Genomic DNA, 12,793 nt, shown 5'->3' on the forward strand with positions numbered 1-12,793 from the left:
TCACCTCCGTCCGTCCGGATACGGCGCCACCCAGCACAGCCGCGCGTGCTCCGGGCAGTAGTGGTCGAGCGGCGCGTCCGGGTCGCGCCGGCGGGCGCCGCAGAAGCGGCGCTCCGATCCCGCCGGGGCGTCGTCCGGCCACAGCGGAAAGCGGCAGTGCCCGCGTTGCAGGTCGAGCAGCGCCACGCCCCCGGGCGGTCCCGCGATGGCTGCCGGCGCCGCCTCCGGCCGCGCCGGAGCCCGGTCCCGTGCCGGCGGAGGCAGTGCCTGCGGCGCGCATCGCACCTTGATCGTCCGGCCCTTGGCGACGGCGCGCATCCGCTGCGTGACCACCGTCACGCCGTGGCGCTCGGAGCGCCGGACGCCGCGACGGCGCATCAGGCCGAGCACGGCGCTGCGAGTCACCGTCACGCCGTAGTCTGAGGCTAGCAGCCACGCAATCTGGCTCGCGGATTGGCCGTCGCGGTAGAGCGCGATCGCGCGCTCGGCCGCCACCGGCCATTGAGCCCACAGCGAGGACGGGGGAGGGCTGGCCCTCTCGGGCGGCGCGTCGGAATCGTGCAGCACCACGGGCTCCGTCATGATGGCCTCGCGTCAGGGGAGGCTGCGGCCTGGCCGGTGCAGTACGGCGGATCATGGGTGGCAAGCAGGCCGGCCGCCGCGTTCGGCGGCAACTCGACGTCGAGCCATTCGTTGCGCCCGCCGCGCACGAGCACCGACGTGACACCCGCGCAGGCGAGCTGCTGTTGGAGGAACTTGAGCAGTGTCGTCTTGCCGGCGCCCTTCGGGCCGATCGCGCTGACGCTGATCGTCTGCGTACCCGGCAGCCTGTTGGTCATTTCATCCCCCATGGATGGCGAGCAGGACGGCGACGGCGTTGGCGGCTGCCGCCCTCACGCCACAGCGCGTTCGATGGCGGCGCGACCGAGCGGCGTGTCGGCCAGCATGCCGAGGGCGTGCATGTAGGTCTCGACGATCGCTTCGTGCTCGGCCCGCTCGTCCTTGTCCTGCTTGCGCAGGCGGATGACGGCGCGCAGCGCCTTGACGTCGTAGCCCTTACCCTTGGCCTCTGCGAACACGTCCTTGATGTCGTCGGCGAGCGCCTTCTTCTCTTCCTCAAGTCGCTCGATGCGCTCGACAAGCACCCGGATCTGATCACGTTCCGTCACCATTGCCCGCCTCCTCTCACTCACGAGACCTCGCGGCGTTCCGAAGCATCCGCTCCGCGCGCTTCCGCCGCCGAAACCATCGCCACCACATCCAGAGCGCCCGAAGTAGCCGCATTCATCTGCTCCATCAGAGCTTCGGCGCGCTGCCGCTCGACCTCGGCCTCAGCCTCGATCCGCTCGCAGAGACGTCGGTACTGGTTCACGATCGCGAGGCCGGCGACGAAGCTCACGCGCTTCGCGCCCGGGTCTCCCGCGACGAATTTCCGGACCCACGAGGCGGAGACGCCGACGGTCGTGGCAACTCGCCCGTAGGCGGACATGCGCGATCCGGTTTCGCGCTCGGCGCGGCGGACCAGCTCAGCCGTCATGGCGCGGGTGGTGTCGAGCACGTCCGCCGCCGCGCTCATGTCCGTTGTCCGTTTTCGGACAATCTTTGCCAGCATCTACGCAAGCCCCTCTGCGATGGTGACCACGACGACGCGGTCACGCGCGCGCCTTGCAGGGCGCGGCAGAGGGACGAACGGATGGAGCCGAGCAAGCGGAGCGAGAACGACGGACGAGACGGAGAGAGGTAGCCGGGCGGCCGCGGGAGGGCGGCGAGCCGCCCGGCTCCGGGCGCACCCGAGGAAGACGGGGACAGGTGCGCAACAAAACGGGATGCGGCGCCGGTCGCGGGGGTGGAGCCCTGACCGGCGCCGCCGGCACGCACGACCGCCGATATCGCGCGTGAGGAGATCATGTCAGGGCGACTCCGGCTCGATGGAGACAAGCACCCACGGCATGCCTGGCGCCCTGACCCATGTGAGCACCGAGACGCCGGGCCACATCAACGCGCCATCCTTGCTGACGCCCGTCAGGCGCATGCGAGTGCGCTTGATCATTGTCACCCCACCGACCAAACAGCCACGCCAATGGCTGCAATGAAGTTGATCGCCGCAGCGCCGAGCAGCAGCAGTGCGCGGACACCCATGGAACAAAACGGTAGGCGGCCATCCACCACGGTCGCCGCTCCAACAAGAAATCCCGACACGAACGTCAATGTTATCAGCGCCGCGGCAGCGGTTTCGGAGATCATTGGTTACCCCACTGCCCGCGCGGCTGCGCTGGTAGCGATGGCCGCGATAAAATTGAGCGCCGAGCGCGGTACAGCCGACGGATCGACAGCCAGCGCGAGCCGGCCTCGTCGTCGCCGCGCACCGCGCTCTCGGACCATGCGTCAGGGTCGAGACGGGGGAACTCGCTCACAACGCGCCCCACAGTACGGCGAGCGCGACGCCGAGCATCGCGCCGACCAGCGCGACGTAGATCGTCAGAGCAATCGTGGTTGCGCGATACAGCAGCGCCTCGGCCTGATCGGTGAGCCGGAGCAGGAGATCGACGGTGGGGGTCATAGCTCGGCGGCCCACATGACCCACAGCAAGGTGAGCGCGACGGCGATCATCGCGACGACCAGCGCGGCGGAGATCGTCGCCGCGATGATCACCACAGCGCTGACGATGCGCTGGCGCCGCTCGGTCGTGACGATCCGCCGCTCGGGCGGGAGGGCGAAGCCGCTGTAGGGGTCGAGGTCGCTCACGACGCGGCCCTCTCGGTGGTGGGGGGAAGGCGAAGGAAGTCGTTGGGCATGACCTTCCCCTCCGTGATCTCTGAGATGCGCGCGGCGAGACGCATCGACGGCATCTCGCCCGCGATGATCTGCGCGATGCGCCCTTGGGTGACACCGAGGCGCTGCGCGAGAGCCTCTTGGGTCAACCCTTCCTGCTGCCGAAACCAGTCTGCGAACCTCATGGCTGTTGAAATTAGCATTACTGATATTCGGCTGCAATAGCGATATTAATGCGGCGCGATGGACACTGTTCGGCCGGTGAGGGACGGTCCGGCCATGGGAAATCCGACCCCAAAACGCCGGCGTAGGAGGCTATTCCTGCGCGAGTGGCGGAAGCATCGCGGGCTGACGCAAGAGCGGCTGGCCGATCGAGCGGAAATCACGCAAGGCATGATCTCGCAGCTCGAAAATGGCCGAAGCGACTACACGGGCGAGTTGCTAGATCGGCTCGCCGAGGCTCTGATGTGTGAGCCGGCCGACTTAATCATGAGAAACCCCCTGGACGCTGAGGCGCCATGGTCGATCTGGGATACCCTCAAGCCCGAGCAGCGGAAACAGGCGATCAAAATTCTCAAGGCTCTCGCCGACGAAGACGACAAGGCGGCCTAACCGCCCTGGTCCTTTCTGTGGCGCTAACCTCCTCCGGGTGCGGCATGTCGCGAGCCGTGGGGACAGGCACCGCGGTTCCACCGTCTGTCCGGACGATTGCGGTCATGCCTGGCGGCGGTCTGTTAGCTGACGCTGTCGCTGTCGAGCTTGCGACGCGCGGGTACTCGATCGTTGATCCTGCCGCCACCAGCAACCTGATGGTGCGGATGAACATGAGTGAGATCGAAGTCACGCGCCCGGAGGCTCTTGCCAAGTTCAGGTCGCAGGGGATCGACGCGCTACTTACGGTGCGCACCGCCGCCGGCTACGACAGCCGTCCCCAAAGCGCGAGCGCCCGCCTGAACAGCACAGAGACCGGGGCGCTTCTGGCTGGCGCGACGTGGGAAAACGCATGGGGTGGCGCCCAAGGCTCAGCCGCGGACTCGATCATGCGGCATGGGCTGCCATCGGCCGCCGCCTCGATTGCCACTAAGCTCACCGGCCGCTGATCGAGCGAGACTCCGGAAACATTTCGTCGGCCGCCGGTCGCTCCGGCGGGCTCCTCACCCCGCAACCTGTATCCCACGGCCCTGACGGGCCGGCACTGGCATCACTGGTGCCGGCGCTGCCCGTCAGGGAAGCGACGTGGGTCACCCGAGGTGGCGCGCACAGCCTCGGGTGACCGCAAGATATCTCCGTGGACGATATATATCAACCCCACTAATTTTTCTGCTTGCCTCTAGTTATTAGTGTTGCTATTGTCTCTCCATCGCCGATGGAGAGACCGATGCCCGCCACCACCGCAACGCCCAAGCCAGCAGAGACCCCGACCGCTGCCACCGCAGCGGCGGCGGTCGAACAGACCGTCACCGCCTTCAAGGGCTTCGACGCGCAGCTGCGCTGCCGCGGCTATCAGTATGAGGTCGGCAAGACCTACGAGCACACCGGCAAGGTCGAGGCCTGCGCCTCGGGCTTCCACGGCTGCCAACACCCGCTCGACGTATTCGGCTACTACCCGCCGGCCGGCAGCCGTTTTGCCGAGGTGGTGCTCGGCGGTGAGATGGATGGCGACGGCAGCGACACCAAAATCGCTGCGGCACGGATCACGATCAACATCGAGCTGTCGATCGGCGACCTCGTGCGCCGGGCATGGGATTACGTGTGGTCGCGCGCGACCATCGAAGGTAAAACGGCGACCGGCGACCAGGGCGCGGCGTCGGCCACCGGCCCCCAGGGCGCGGCGTCGGCGACCGGCACCCAGGGCGCGGCGTCGGCGACCGGCACCCAGGGCGCGGCGTCGGCGACCGGCTACCAGGGCGCGGCGTCGGCGACCGGCGACCAGGGCGCGGCGTCGGCGACCGGCACCCAGGGCGCGGCGTCGGCGACCGGCACCCGGGGCGCGGCGTCGGCGACCGGCACCCGGGGCGCGGCAGAAGCTCTCCACCCAACCGCGACTGCTCACGCAAGCGGTCCGGACGGTCGCGCGCGCGGCGTGGCCGGCGCGGCCCTGCATCTGGACCGCCGCGCCGATGGTGGCGCGATCACCCACGCCTGGTCCGGGATCGTCGGCCGGGACGGGGTCGAGCCGATGGTCTGGTACAGCCTGGATGACGGCGGGCGCCCGATCGCCGATCAGGACTGAGGGCCGCGCCGTGTTCACCTCGACATGCACTCTGGTCGAGCGCGCCGTCCATCTCGGCGCTCGCCGGCCGACTATCGTGATCCTGCTCGACCGCGAGCGGTGGGCGAACTGGCAATCCGCGGCCCTTCAGCTCGTCACGGCATGGGACGCAGACGCGGCGGAGCGAGCCGAGCTGATCGACGCCTGCGATCGCTTCGCCGTGCCGCCGAGCGGCCCGACCAGCCGCATCGTCGACGCGCTCGACACCATCGGCGGGCTCGCGCTCGTCGCCGTCCCCGCCATCGCCCTGTGCGTGCTGTGAGGTCGTCATGATCAGCGAGCGCCGCACGCCCAACGCGATCCTCGAATGCGCCATGACCGCCGCCGCACTGCGGCCGCGCCACCGGGAGACCCGCATGACGATCAGCACCACCGCCATCAGCGACGAGACGCGACAGCTCGCACTCACCCGGATCGTCCTCGGCTACGCGCCGTACGCCCAGCTCGCCGCCTTCGCCGAGGGCTTTGTCGACTACGAGCTGGGCCGTCACCGCAATCCCTATGCCGGCCTGACCGACGTCGACGGAGCGGTGGCGGCGCAGGCTTGGGATCGCGGCCACGAGGCGCGCATGCGCTACGGGCGTGCTCTGCGGGACATCCAGGATCATGTCGCGGGCCGCAGCGAGTCGGCCGAGCCGGTCCAGCCGCTCGACCACGTCCCGATGTTCCCGCCGGTCGAGCCCGCGCGACGCGGCGTCGTCGGCCGCGTCCGCGATCTGATCAGAGCGATGTGAGGGGAGGGCAGCATGTACAGACCCGAGATCGAGATCGAGTTTGAGGACGTGCCGTTGATCGTCGCCGGTGCCCGCGGTCGCAGCGTCAGCGGCATCCCCCCCGGTGCGGCGCTGTCGTGCATCACGGGGCGCGCCACCATCGCGCTCTGCAACGACGATCCCGTCGACGGCGAGCTGGTGTGCGTGCGCATCGATCCGCCCGGCGCCTCCGCGGTCGGCGCGTTCGAGCGCTGGCACATGAATCGGCCGCGGCATGACGAGTTCGTAGCGGCGGTGCTGTTCACCTGGATCGAGGCGAGCCTGTTCGCCGCGCTCGGCGACGAGATCCGGGAACGGCTCGCATGGGCCGCGAGCAAGGAGGCGGCCGAACTCTCGGCGGCCGACGACGCATGGAAGATGAGGGCGTGACCATGAGCAGCGAAGAACTGATCACAAGGCTCGAACAAGCGAGGGGGCCGAGCCGTGACCTGGACGAGGCGATCAAGATGGCTCATGCCGCATTTCTGATTTCCGGCGGAGCCAAAAGGGACGAGGTGATTGCCGCTGTCGGCGGAGGTTTGTCCGACGATCCTCGGCCTTACACATTTAGCGTCGACCACGCGACGACACTCGTCCCGAGTGGCTGGGTGTGGAAGGTCGGCACATGCTGCGTCAGTGATGACGCTTGGGTTGTCCCGGACTGGAACAGTCCAGTCCACGGCGCTCGCCTGCGGCGAGAACTTGGTGAGCCGGCTAGTGGGTCGATCTGGGATAGCGGCATCGATGTCGATCTTCGGCCGTCAGGCCGTCCCGCCATCGCCCTCTGCATTGCGGCGCTCAAGGCGCACCAAGCTATGAGGGCATGACCATGAGCGATGACGCCGTGACCGCCACGCTGACGACCGCGGAGATCATCAGCAGGCTGCGCGCCATGCCGTCGCCGACGCGGCTCGCAGCCGCCGAGCGGCTGGAGCAACTGACCGACGAAGTCGCCGATGCACAGGACGAGATCGCCGATGCGCTAACCGAGATAGAGCGGCTGACGGCAGAACGCGACTCGGCGGGTGACGAAATGGAGCGGCTGGCCGCCGAGCGCGACGCGCTGCGTGCCGCGATCGTGCGACACCGCGAGAACGTGTGGGGCTCCGGCCCTGTCCGCCACGACGAGGACGAGGCGCTGTATGCCGCCCTCGCGGGGCGGCCAGAGCCGGACGTCGTCAATGAGAGGGACGCAGAACATGGGTAAGGCGAAGCACACGCCGGGGCCGTGGACTGTCGAAGATCCGCTCGGCCCCGAAGCCCTCTGGATCGTCGAGGCCGGCAAGAAGCCTCACGAGTGGCGCTGCATCGCGATGGTGTGTCGAGACGATCTCGATGACCATGACGACCTTGATCTGCCGATCGGCGCCGGCGAGCAGCGGGCCAACGCCCGCCTGATCGCCGCGGCGCCGGAGACTGCGGCCGAGCGCGACCGGCTGCGGGAAGTGAATGCCGAGCTGGTCGAGGCGCTGCGCTTCTACTCCGATGAGTGGGAGAGGGATGTGTTCGGTGATGTGGGTGATCCGGACCGATTCTTCGCGGTGGTGAGCCCGACGAACAGCTTGCGAGAGGACAAGGGGCGCCGCGCCAGTGCCGCCCTCGCCAAGGCGGAGGGCCGGTGATGACAGACGCAGAGATTGACGCCGCGATCGCCTCGCTTCGCACCGCTTGCGCTATGCGAGACGCTGGATACTCGACTCCTGCCACAGACGTAACGTGCGCGTTGCTCCTCAGGTGCGACCGGCTCGCCAACATGGTCCGGGAGCTTGAGATGGCGTTGCGCGACCTGCTCGTTATCTGCCGACCTGGCGGCGAGCGCTCGGATGCCCGCCGTCGCTATGACGCCGCTCGCGCCGCCCTCGCCAAGGCGGAGCGCCGGTGATGGACAGCGCATACATCGACGGGGCGCGGGCGCTGAAGCGGCTCGTCCGCGCCATTGATTGGGCCACCGACCAGTTTGATTGGGAAACGGCCCTCTGCACCAAGATGGTAAAGGACGCTCGCCGTCGCGCGGATCTGGCACTTGAGCGCATCGCCAAGGCGGAGGGCCGATCGTTGCCTAGCGAGACCACTAAGGCAACGAAACTGGCCGAACCTTCACTTGCGGATGAGGGCAGCTCCGATGGCTGACATCCATCTCATCACGTCGTCGATGCACCGGCCGCCGCAGCGCCGGCCCGACGACCACCGCGCCGACGTGGTGTCGCTTGTCGAGCGGCGGCAGGTCGAGATCGTCCGCCGGGCGGCCCGCCGCCGGCCACAGCCCAATCCCCCGATGATTCCCGATCCCCCGATGACCGAGGCCGGCATCGTCCGCCGCGCTCTCGGACTCACCGACCCCGAGCCGCCGCGCGCGGCCTGACAGGAGGCTCCATGATGGACGTCGCCACCCGGCAGATCGTCGCGGCGCTCGCGGCGGGCGAGGCGCTGCCCAGCCTACAACGCCGCGCCGCCGAGATCATCGGCCGGCAGGCCGAGGAGATCGCCACCCTGCGCCGGACGCTGCGCCATCTGGAGGCGTGGGCCGGCGTGCACGAGAACGACCCGCCCGCAACGGAGACCGCGTGATGTCGCGCATCACCACGCCCGGCTTCTACCCGCACATGAGCGCCGACGATTACCACGCCGATCCGTGCCCGGAGCCGTCGCTGACGCAGTCGATCGCCAAGCTCCTGCTAGAGCGCTCGCCGATGCACGCTTGGCACGCGCATCCGCGGCTCAATCCGGCCTTCGCGCGGGATGAGCCGACGAGGTTCGATGTCGCGAATGTCGCTCACAAGCTGCTGCTTGGGCGCGGCAAGGACGTGGCCGTGATCGACGCCGTCGACTGGCGGACCAAGGCGGCCAGGGAGGAGCGCGACGAGGCCCTGGCCGGCGGGCGGCTGCCGATCCTCGCCGAGCAGTACGAGCGGGCCAGGCTGCTGGTCGATCGCGCCCGCGACCAACTCTCGGCCGCCGGTCTCGGCGAGGCGTTCTCGCCGGACGCGGGCGACGGCGAGATGGTGATCGCGTGGCAGGACGGCGACGGGCTGTGGCGGCGCGCCATGATCGACTGGCTTTCGCACGATCGCCGTCTCGTCCTCGACTACAAGACGACGCTCGCCAGCGCGGCGCCGCACGCGATCCCGACGAAGATGGCGGCCGACGGCTGGTGCATCCAGGCGGCCCAGCACGAGGCGGGGCTCGACATCCTCGATCCCGAGACCGCGGGACGGCGTCGCCACATCTTCGTGTGCCAGGAGGCGACGGAGCCCTACGCGCTGTCGATCGTCGAGATCCCCGAGGCGGCCATGACGATCGGCCGGCGTCAGCTCGCGATGGCTCGCGACATCTGGTCCGCCTGCTCACGCGCGGGCATCTGGCCCGGGTATCCGCGAGGGGTGATCCGTCCTGCATATCCGGAGTGGGCGGAGAGTCGTTGGATCGATCGTGAGATCGACGAGTTCGCCGACGTCGTCGCGCCTCTGCGGGCGCCGATCGCGCGTCCCGCTCCCATGTTGACCGACCTCGCCGGAGGCTGAGATGGCGTTCACCTTCGCGCCCGCGGTGCGTGACCGCGTGTCCCTCCTGATCGCGCTCGCAGGAGCGTCCGGCTCGGGAAAGACCCTGTCGGCCCTGCGTCTCGCCCGCGGCCTCGCCGACGGCGACGACGGCAGGATCGCCGTCATCGACACCGAGGCGGGACGCGCCAAGCACTATGCGGTTGCCCCCGGCGAGACGCCGAGCGCCGAGCGCTTCGGGTTCGCGCATGGCGATCTGCGCCCGCCGTTCTCGCCGGAGGCGTACGCCGATGCCGTCGCGACCGCCGACGCGGCAGGGTTCGACGTCATCGTGATCGACTCGTGCTCGCACGAATACGAGGGCGAAGGCGGGCTCCACGACATGCACGCTGCCAATGTCGAGATGGCGATCGATCGCGCCAAGTCGGCGCACAATCCGTCCTGGGGTCCGTTCGACGAGGCGCGGGCGGCCGAGCGCGCCAGCATCGGCGCGTGGAAGGAGCCGAAACGGCTGCACAAGCGGTTCGTGCACCGGCTGCTGCAATGCCGCGCACACCTGATCCTGTGCCTGCGGGCCGAGGAGAAGATGCGGGTGGAGCAGATCGAGGAGGAGCGCAACGGCCGCACCTTCAAGCGCACCGTCATCGTGCAGCCAAAGGACATGCCGCCTAACGAGCGTTGGGCGCCGATCTGCGAGAAGCGGTTCATGTACGAGATGACGATCTCGCTCATCCTCACCCCGGACGATCCCGGCAAGCCGATCCCGATCAAGCTGCAACAGCAACACCGCGGCGCGGTCCCGATCGGGAAGGTCCTGTCGGAAGAGGCCGGACGCGCGCTCTCGGCCTGGGCGAGAGGCGGTCATCCGGCCCGGCGTCCGGCCGCCCCGGCCGGAGAGCCGGCAGGAGAGCCGGCCGACGACGTCGGCGCGCCCGCGCCCGGCGGCAAGACGCTGTCGGACCACGACGACGCGCTGACGGAAGCCGCCGCGCAGGGCACTGACGAGCTGCGGCGGGCGTGGCAGGCGCTGCCGGCAGACATCCGCGCGGAACTCAAGACGGCGCTCGACCGTCGCCATAAGCCGGCGGCCGCCGCGGCCGACGCGGCGAGGCAGCCGAAGGACGAGGAGGCCGCAGCGTGATCACGCTCGATCAGCTCGCGGCGCGCCACCCGGCGCCGGCCGCACCAGAGGAGGAGCCGGCATGACGACTCCGCCCGTGTCGATCCACCGCCAGGCCGACGAGGTCGAGTTGGCCGTGCTGAACGAGCGCGGACACCTGGAGAGGCTGCGCGCCCTCACGGGACGTCAGCGCCGGTCGGAGCACGAGATGGAGGCGGCCGAGCGCCGCATCCCGATCCTGGAGGCGGCGGCGCGGACGCTGCGCTGGGTCCAGCGGCACGAGGCCGAGTTGCGCGAGCGGTTCGGGCTGGGGCGAGGGGAGGCGGCGTGATGGGCTGGCTCAACGACACGCCGCATTCGGGCCGTGTCGGCCGCGTCACCGGGCGGCGCGGCGAGTGCCGGCCGACCGAGCCCCGCGGCTATGCGGAGCCGCCCGGCACCGGCCCGGCCGGTGAGACCTGCGGCACGTGCCGGCACATCGTGCGGGGTCGCCGCTATCGGAAATGTGAGCTGGCGCGCGCCCTGTGGACGCACGGTCCCGGGACGGACATCCGGGCCCGGGCGCCGGCCTGCCGGCGGTGGGAGAAGCCCGAAAATGCCTAGCGAATCTGCGTCGGGCCGCGCTCGACCGCCGTCCTATCTGAGCCGTTCCACCCTTGCCGCGGAGCTTGACGTCTCAGAAAGCACCGTCGACGAGATGGTCCGACGGGGTGTGCTGCCGCGTCCATTGCGGTTGTCGTCGGGCTGCGTTCGTTGGTCGTGGCAGGCCGTAGAGCAGGCGCTTTCCAGTCTAGGCGGAGCTGTGTCCGATCAGCCGTCCGACCCGTACATGCAGGGGGCGAAGAATGCCGCGCAAGCGGGCCAAGGCAACCAGGGCGGTCATTGACCTACCGAAGGGCGTGCACCGTGTCATCTCTCGGGGGCGCGAATATTTCTATTTCCAGGCCGGGCGCGGCACCGCATTCGCGGGTCAGCGCGTCGCTCTGCCGAGTGACCCGCACAGCCCTGATTTTTGGGCTGCCCTTCGGAGAGCGCAAGGCGTCGACGCAGGCGAGACGGTCGTGACCTTCGGCGCGGTGGCCGAACTCTACGAGCAGTCACCCCAGTTTGCGGTACTGACCAAGGGTAGCCGGGCGCAGTACCGGCGTGGACTTAAAATCGCTCGAGCTGCATGGGGGTTGTTGCCCGCGGAGGGGCTCCGCCCCGTGCACGTCCGCGCGCTGCTCGACGGCATGGCCGACCGGACCGGAACAGCAAACACGGTGCTCGGCGTGCTCCGAGCGCTCTCGTCGTGGGGGCGAGAGCGAGATCACTTTCCGCACAGCCTGACAGAGGGCGTGAAGCCCTACGCGAAGTCGGGCGGTCACCGGCCGTGGACTGATTGCCAGCTCGCTGCGGCCGAGAAGCATCTAACCGGGATGGTGCGCCGCGGCTTCTTCCTGCTGCGGTATACGGGGCAGCGCGGCTCTGATGTGGTGCGCCTCGGTGAAACCTTCATCGACGACGGTGGGTTTCGGCTGGCGCAGCAGAAGACCGGGCGCGACGTCTGGTGCCCGATCGACGATGCGCTTGCTGCTGAGATGTCGACGTGGCCGCGCGAGCCTGGCCCCTATCTGCGCCACGGCCGCGGCCCCTACACGCGCAAGATCCTCGACAAGCACTTCGCCGAGCAGCGCGACAAGGTTCCGGAGCTCGCCGGCGTGACGCTGCACGGGCTGCGCGGCACTCGCGTGATCGAACTGCGGCGGCTCGGTCTGACCACGACGCAGATTCAAGATCAGGTTGGGATGTCGCTGGCGATGATCGAGCGATACTGTCGCTTCGCCGATCGGAAAGCGAGCGGGCAGGCATCTGTGGTGAGTCTCAGAGAGAGGCGCGCCACGAAGAAATAAGCAGGCGAATTCGTTTTACAATTTCCCCATATGTTCTGTTATTGTTCGCGTTTTTCCGCATCTATCTTGTAAAACGCAAATATCTATAGCTACTCAACAATCAACTTAGATGACGCATTGTGCGACTTCGGTCTCGACGGGCTGTCGTCCGGCCGCTCGCCGGATCGCCTCGACGCCCTCGTGTGGGCCGTGACAGCGCTGATGACCGGGCATCGCGGCGCCCCGCGGGTGCGGACTCTGTGATCGTGCTTCCGGTGAGCAGGTCGCTGTCGTTCCGGGGCGTGGCACCCGGACCGGCGCTTTGCGCCGTCCGGGCGCCGCGAACCCGGAACCCAGCGGCACACTTCGAACGCTCGGCTGGATTCCTGTATCTTTCGGCTGTCACTGGCATAGTGGCGGGCTGACGGGGACCGCTCGTTGGATTCCCGGCCCTGTGTGGCCGCTATTCCGGCTCGGGCGTCTCCGTTCCGCTCGTCGATCGAACA

At 68.8% G+C, this 12,793-nt stretch carries 24 protein-coding genes and 1 pseudogene; 17 read left to right on the plus strand and 8 right to left on the minus strand.

The window, feature by feature from the left end; all coding sequences use genetic code 11:
• From ACFQUV_RS09130 to ACFQUV_RS09165, 8 genes are all read right to left on the minus strand, one after another.
• A complete protein-coding gene (locus tag ACFQUV_RS09130; RefSeq protein WP_129610031.1) occupies positions 1 to 582 on the minus strand; it encodes a GcrA family cell cycle regulator in 582 nt (193 codons plus the stop codon).
• Positions 579 to 839, minus strand: coding sequence for a hypothetical protein (locus ACFQUV_RS09135; protein ID WP_129610029.1), 261 nt, complete (start codon positions 837 to 839; stop codon positions 579 to 581). The genes ACFQUV_RS09130 and ACFQUV_RS09135 overlap by 4 nt, the downstream gene beginning before the upstream one ends.
• Positions 840 to 893: 54 nt before the next feature.
• The gene (locus tag ACFQUV_RS09140; protein ID WP_129610027.1) at positions 894 to 1,172 is read right to left on the minus strand and encodes a DUF2312 domain-containing protein; all 279 of its coding nucleotides are present in this window, start codon (positions 1,170 to 1,172) and stop codon (positions 894 to 896) included.
• 17 nt (positions 1,173 to 1,189) lie between these two features.
• Positions 1,190 to 1,612, minus strand: coding sequence for a hypothetical protein (locus ACFQUV_RS09145; RefSeq protein ID WP_129610025.1), 423 nt, complete (start codon positions 1,610 to 1,612; stop codon positions 1,190 to 1,192).
• A 440-nt stretch (positions 1,613 to 2,052) separates the two neighbouring features.
• The gene (locus ACFQUV_RS09150; RefSeq protein ID WP_129610022.1) at positions 2,053 to 2,244 is read right to left on the minus strand and encodes a hypothetical protein; all 192 of its coding nucleotides are present in this window, start codon (positions 2,242 to 2,244) and stop codon (positions 2,053 to 2,055) included.
• 166 nt (positions 2,245 to 2,410) lie between these two features.
• Positions 2,411 to 2,560 carry a hypothetical protein gene (locus ACFQUV_RS09155; protein ID WP_165364030.1) on the minus strand — a complete coding sequence of 50 codons (150 nt, stop codon included), beginning with the start codon at positions 2,558 to 2,560 and terminating at the stop codon, positions 2,411 to 2,413.
• A complete protein-coding gene (locus ACFQUV_RS09160; protein WP_129610020.1) occupies positions 2,557 to 2,745 on the minus strand; it encodes a hypothetical protein in 189 nt (62 codons plus the stop codon). Before ACFQUV_RS09160 ends, ACFQUV_RS09155 begins: the two co-directional genes overlap by 4 nt.
• On the minus strand, positions 2,742 to 2,975 hold the full coding sequence (locus ACFQUV_RS09165) for a helix-turn-helix transcriptional regulator (protein ID WP_129610018.1): 234 nt from the start codon (positions 2,973 to 2,975) through the stop codon (positions 2,742 to 2,744). Before ACFQUV_RS09165 ends, ACFQUV_RS09160 begins: the two co-directional genes overlap by 4 nt.
• A gap of 76 nt (positions 2,976 to 3,051) precedes the next feature.
• On the opposite strand from ACFQUV_RS09165, the gene ACFQUV_RS09170 reads away from it, so the two are divergent.
• The 17 genes and pseudogenes from ACFQUV_RS09170 to ACFQUV_RS09250 form a co-directional block, all read left to right on the plus strand.
• Positions 3,052 to 3,384 carry a helix-turn-helix domain-containing protein gene (locus tag ACFQUV_RS09170; protein WP_129610016.1) on the plus strand — a complete coding sequence of 111 codons (333 nt, stop codon included), beginning with the start codon at positions 3,052 to 3,054 and terminating at the stop codon, positions 3,382 to 3,384.
• A gap of 104 nt (positions 3,385 to 3,488) precedes the next feature.
• The gene (locus tag ACFQUV_RS09175; protein ID WP_129610014.1) at positions 3,489 to 3,872 is read left to right on the plus strand and encodes a hypothetical protein; all 384 of its coding nucleotides are present in this window, start codon (positions 3,489 to 3,491) and stop codon (positions 3,870 to 3,872) included.
• Between the two features lie 278 nt (positions 3,873 to 4,150).
• Positions 4,151 to 5,005: a hypothetical protein gene (locus ACFQUV_RS09180; RefSeq protein ID WP_378394665.1), complete on the plus strand. Its 855-nt coding sequence runs from the start codon at positions 4,151 to 4,153 to the stop codon at positions 5,003 to 5,005.
• Positions 5,006 to 5,015: 10 nt separating this feature from the next.
• Complete coding sequence (locus tag ACFQUV_RS09185; protein WP_129610012.1) at positions 5,016 to 5,306, plus strand: hypothetical protein; 291 nt, start codon at positions 5,016 to 5,018, stop codon at positions 5,304 to 5,306.
• A gap of 7 nt (positions 5,307 to 5,313) precedes the next feature.
• Positions 5,314 to 5,778 (plus strand): hypothetical protein, encoded by a 465-nt coding sequence (locus ACFQUV_RS09190; protein WP_129610010.1) that lies wholly within the window; start codon positions 5,314 to 5,316, stop codon positions 5,776 to 5,778.
• Positions 5,779 to 5,790: 12 nt separating this feature from the next.
• On the plus strand, positions 5,791 to 6,186 hold the full coding sequence (locus tag ACFQUV_RS09195) for a hypothetical protein (protein WP_129610009.1): 396 nt from the start codon (positions 5,791 to 5,793) through the stop codon (positions 6,184 to 6,186).
• Entirely contained in the window at positions 6,168 to 6,623 is a 456-nt protein-coding gene (locus ACFQUV_RS09200; RefSeq protein ID WP_165364028.1) for a hypothetical protein, read from the plus strand. Before ACFQUV_RS09195 ends, ACFQUV_RS09200 begins: the two co-directional genes overlap by 19 nt.
• Before the next feature lie 2 nt (positions 6,624 to 6,625).
• Positions 6,626 to 7,003, plus strand: a complete 378-nt coding sequence (locus ACFQUV_RS09205) for a hypothetical protein (protein WP_129610005.1) — start codon at positions 6,626 to 6,628, stop codon at positions 7,001 to 7,003.
• Positions 6,996 to 7,418: a hypothetical protein gene (locus ACFQUV_RS09210; RefSeq protein ID WP_129610003.1), complete on the plus strand. Its 423-nt coding sequence runs from the start codon at positions 6,996 to 6,998 to the stop codon at positions 7,416 to 7,418. Before ACFQUV_RS09205 ends, ACFQUV_RS09210 begins: the two co-directional genes overlap by 8 nt.
• A gap of 259 nt (positions 7,419 to 7,677) precedes the next feature.
• Positions 7,678 to 7,926, plus strand: coding sequence for a hypothetical protein (locus tag ACFQUV_RS09215; protein ID WP_129610001.1), 249 nt, complete (start codon positions 7,678 to 7,680; stop codon positions 7,924 to 7,926).
• A complete protein-coding gene (locus ACFQUV_RS09220; protein ID WP_129609999.1) occupies positions 7,919 to 8,158 on the plus strand; it encodes a hypothetical protein in 240 nt (79 codons plus the stop codon). The genes ACFQUV_RS09215 and ACFQUV_RS09220 overlap by 8 nt, the downstream gene beginning before the upstream one ends.
• An 11-nt stretch (positions 8,159 to 8,169) precedes the next feature.
• Positions 8,170 to 8,364, plus strand: coding sequence for a hypothetical protein (locus tag ACFQUV_RS09225; protein WP_129609997.1), 195 nt, complete (start codon positions 8,170 to 8,172; stop codon positions 8,362 to 8,364).
• The gene (locus ACFQUV_RS09230; protein ID WP_129609995.1) at positions 8,364 to 9,317 is read left to right on the plus strand and encodes a PD-(D/E)XK nuclease-like domain-containing protein; all 954 of its coding nucleotides are present in this window, start codon (positions 8,364 to 8,366) and stop codon (positions 9,315 to 9,317) included. Before ACFQUV_RS09225 ends, ACFQUV_RS09230 begins: the two co-directional genes overlap by 1 nt.
• Position 9,318: 1 nt before the next feature.
• Positions 9,319 to 10,437, plus strand: coding sequence for an AAA family ATPase (locus ACFQUV_RS09235; protein WP_129609993.1), 1,119 nt, complete (start codon positions 9,319 to 9,321; stop codon positions 10,435 to 10,437).
• Between the two features lie 61 nt (positions 10,438 to 10,498).
• Positions 10,499 to 10,747, plus strand: a complete 249-nt coding sequence (locus ACFQUV_RS09240) for a hypothetical protein (protein WP_129609991.1) — start codon at positions 10,499 to 10,501, stop codon at positions 10,745 to 10,747.
• A 514-nt stretch (positions 10,748 to 11,261) separates the two neighbouring features.
• Positions 11,262 to 12,308 carry an integrase gene (locus ACFQUV_RS09245; protein ID WP_129609989.1) on the plus strand — a complete coding sequence of 349 codons (1,047 nt, stop codon included), beginning with the start codon at positions 11,262 to 11,264 and terminating at the stop codon, positions 12,306 to 12,308.
• Positions 12,309 to 12,413: 105 nt separating this feature from the next.
• Positions 12,414 to 12,551, plus strand: a pseudogene (locus ACFQUV_RS09250) (ATP-binding protein); the annotation flags it as partial.
• Positions 12,552 to 12,793 lie beyond the last annotated feature (242 nt).

Origin of the sequence: Rhodoplanes sp. P11, from assembly GCF_964266735.1 — a bacterium.
Classification (GTDB): domain Bacteria; phylum Pseudomonadota; class Alphaproteobacteria; order Rhizobiales; family Xanthobacteraceae; genus Rhodoplanes; species Rhodoplanes serenus.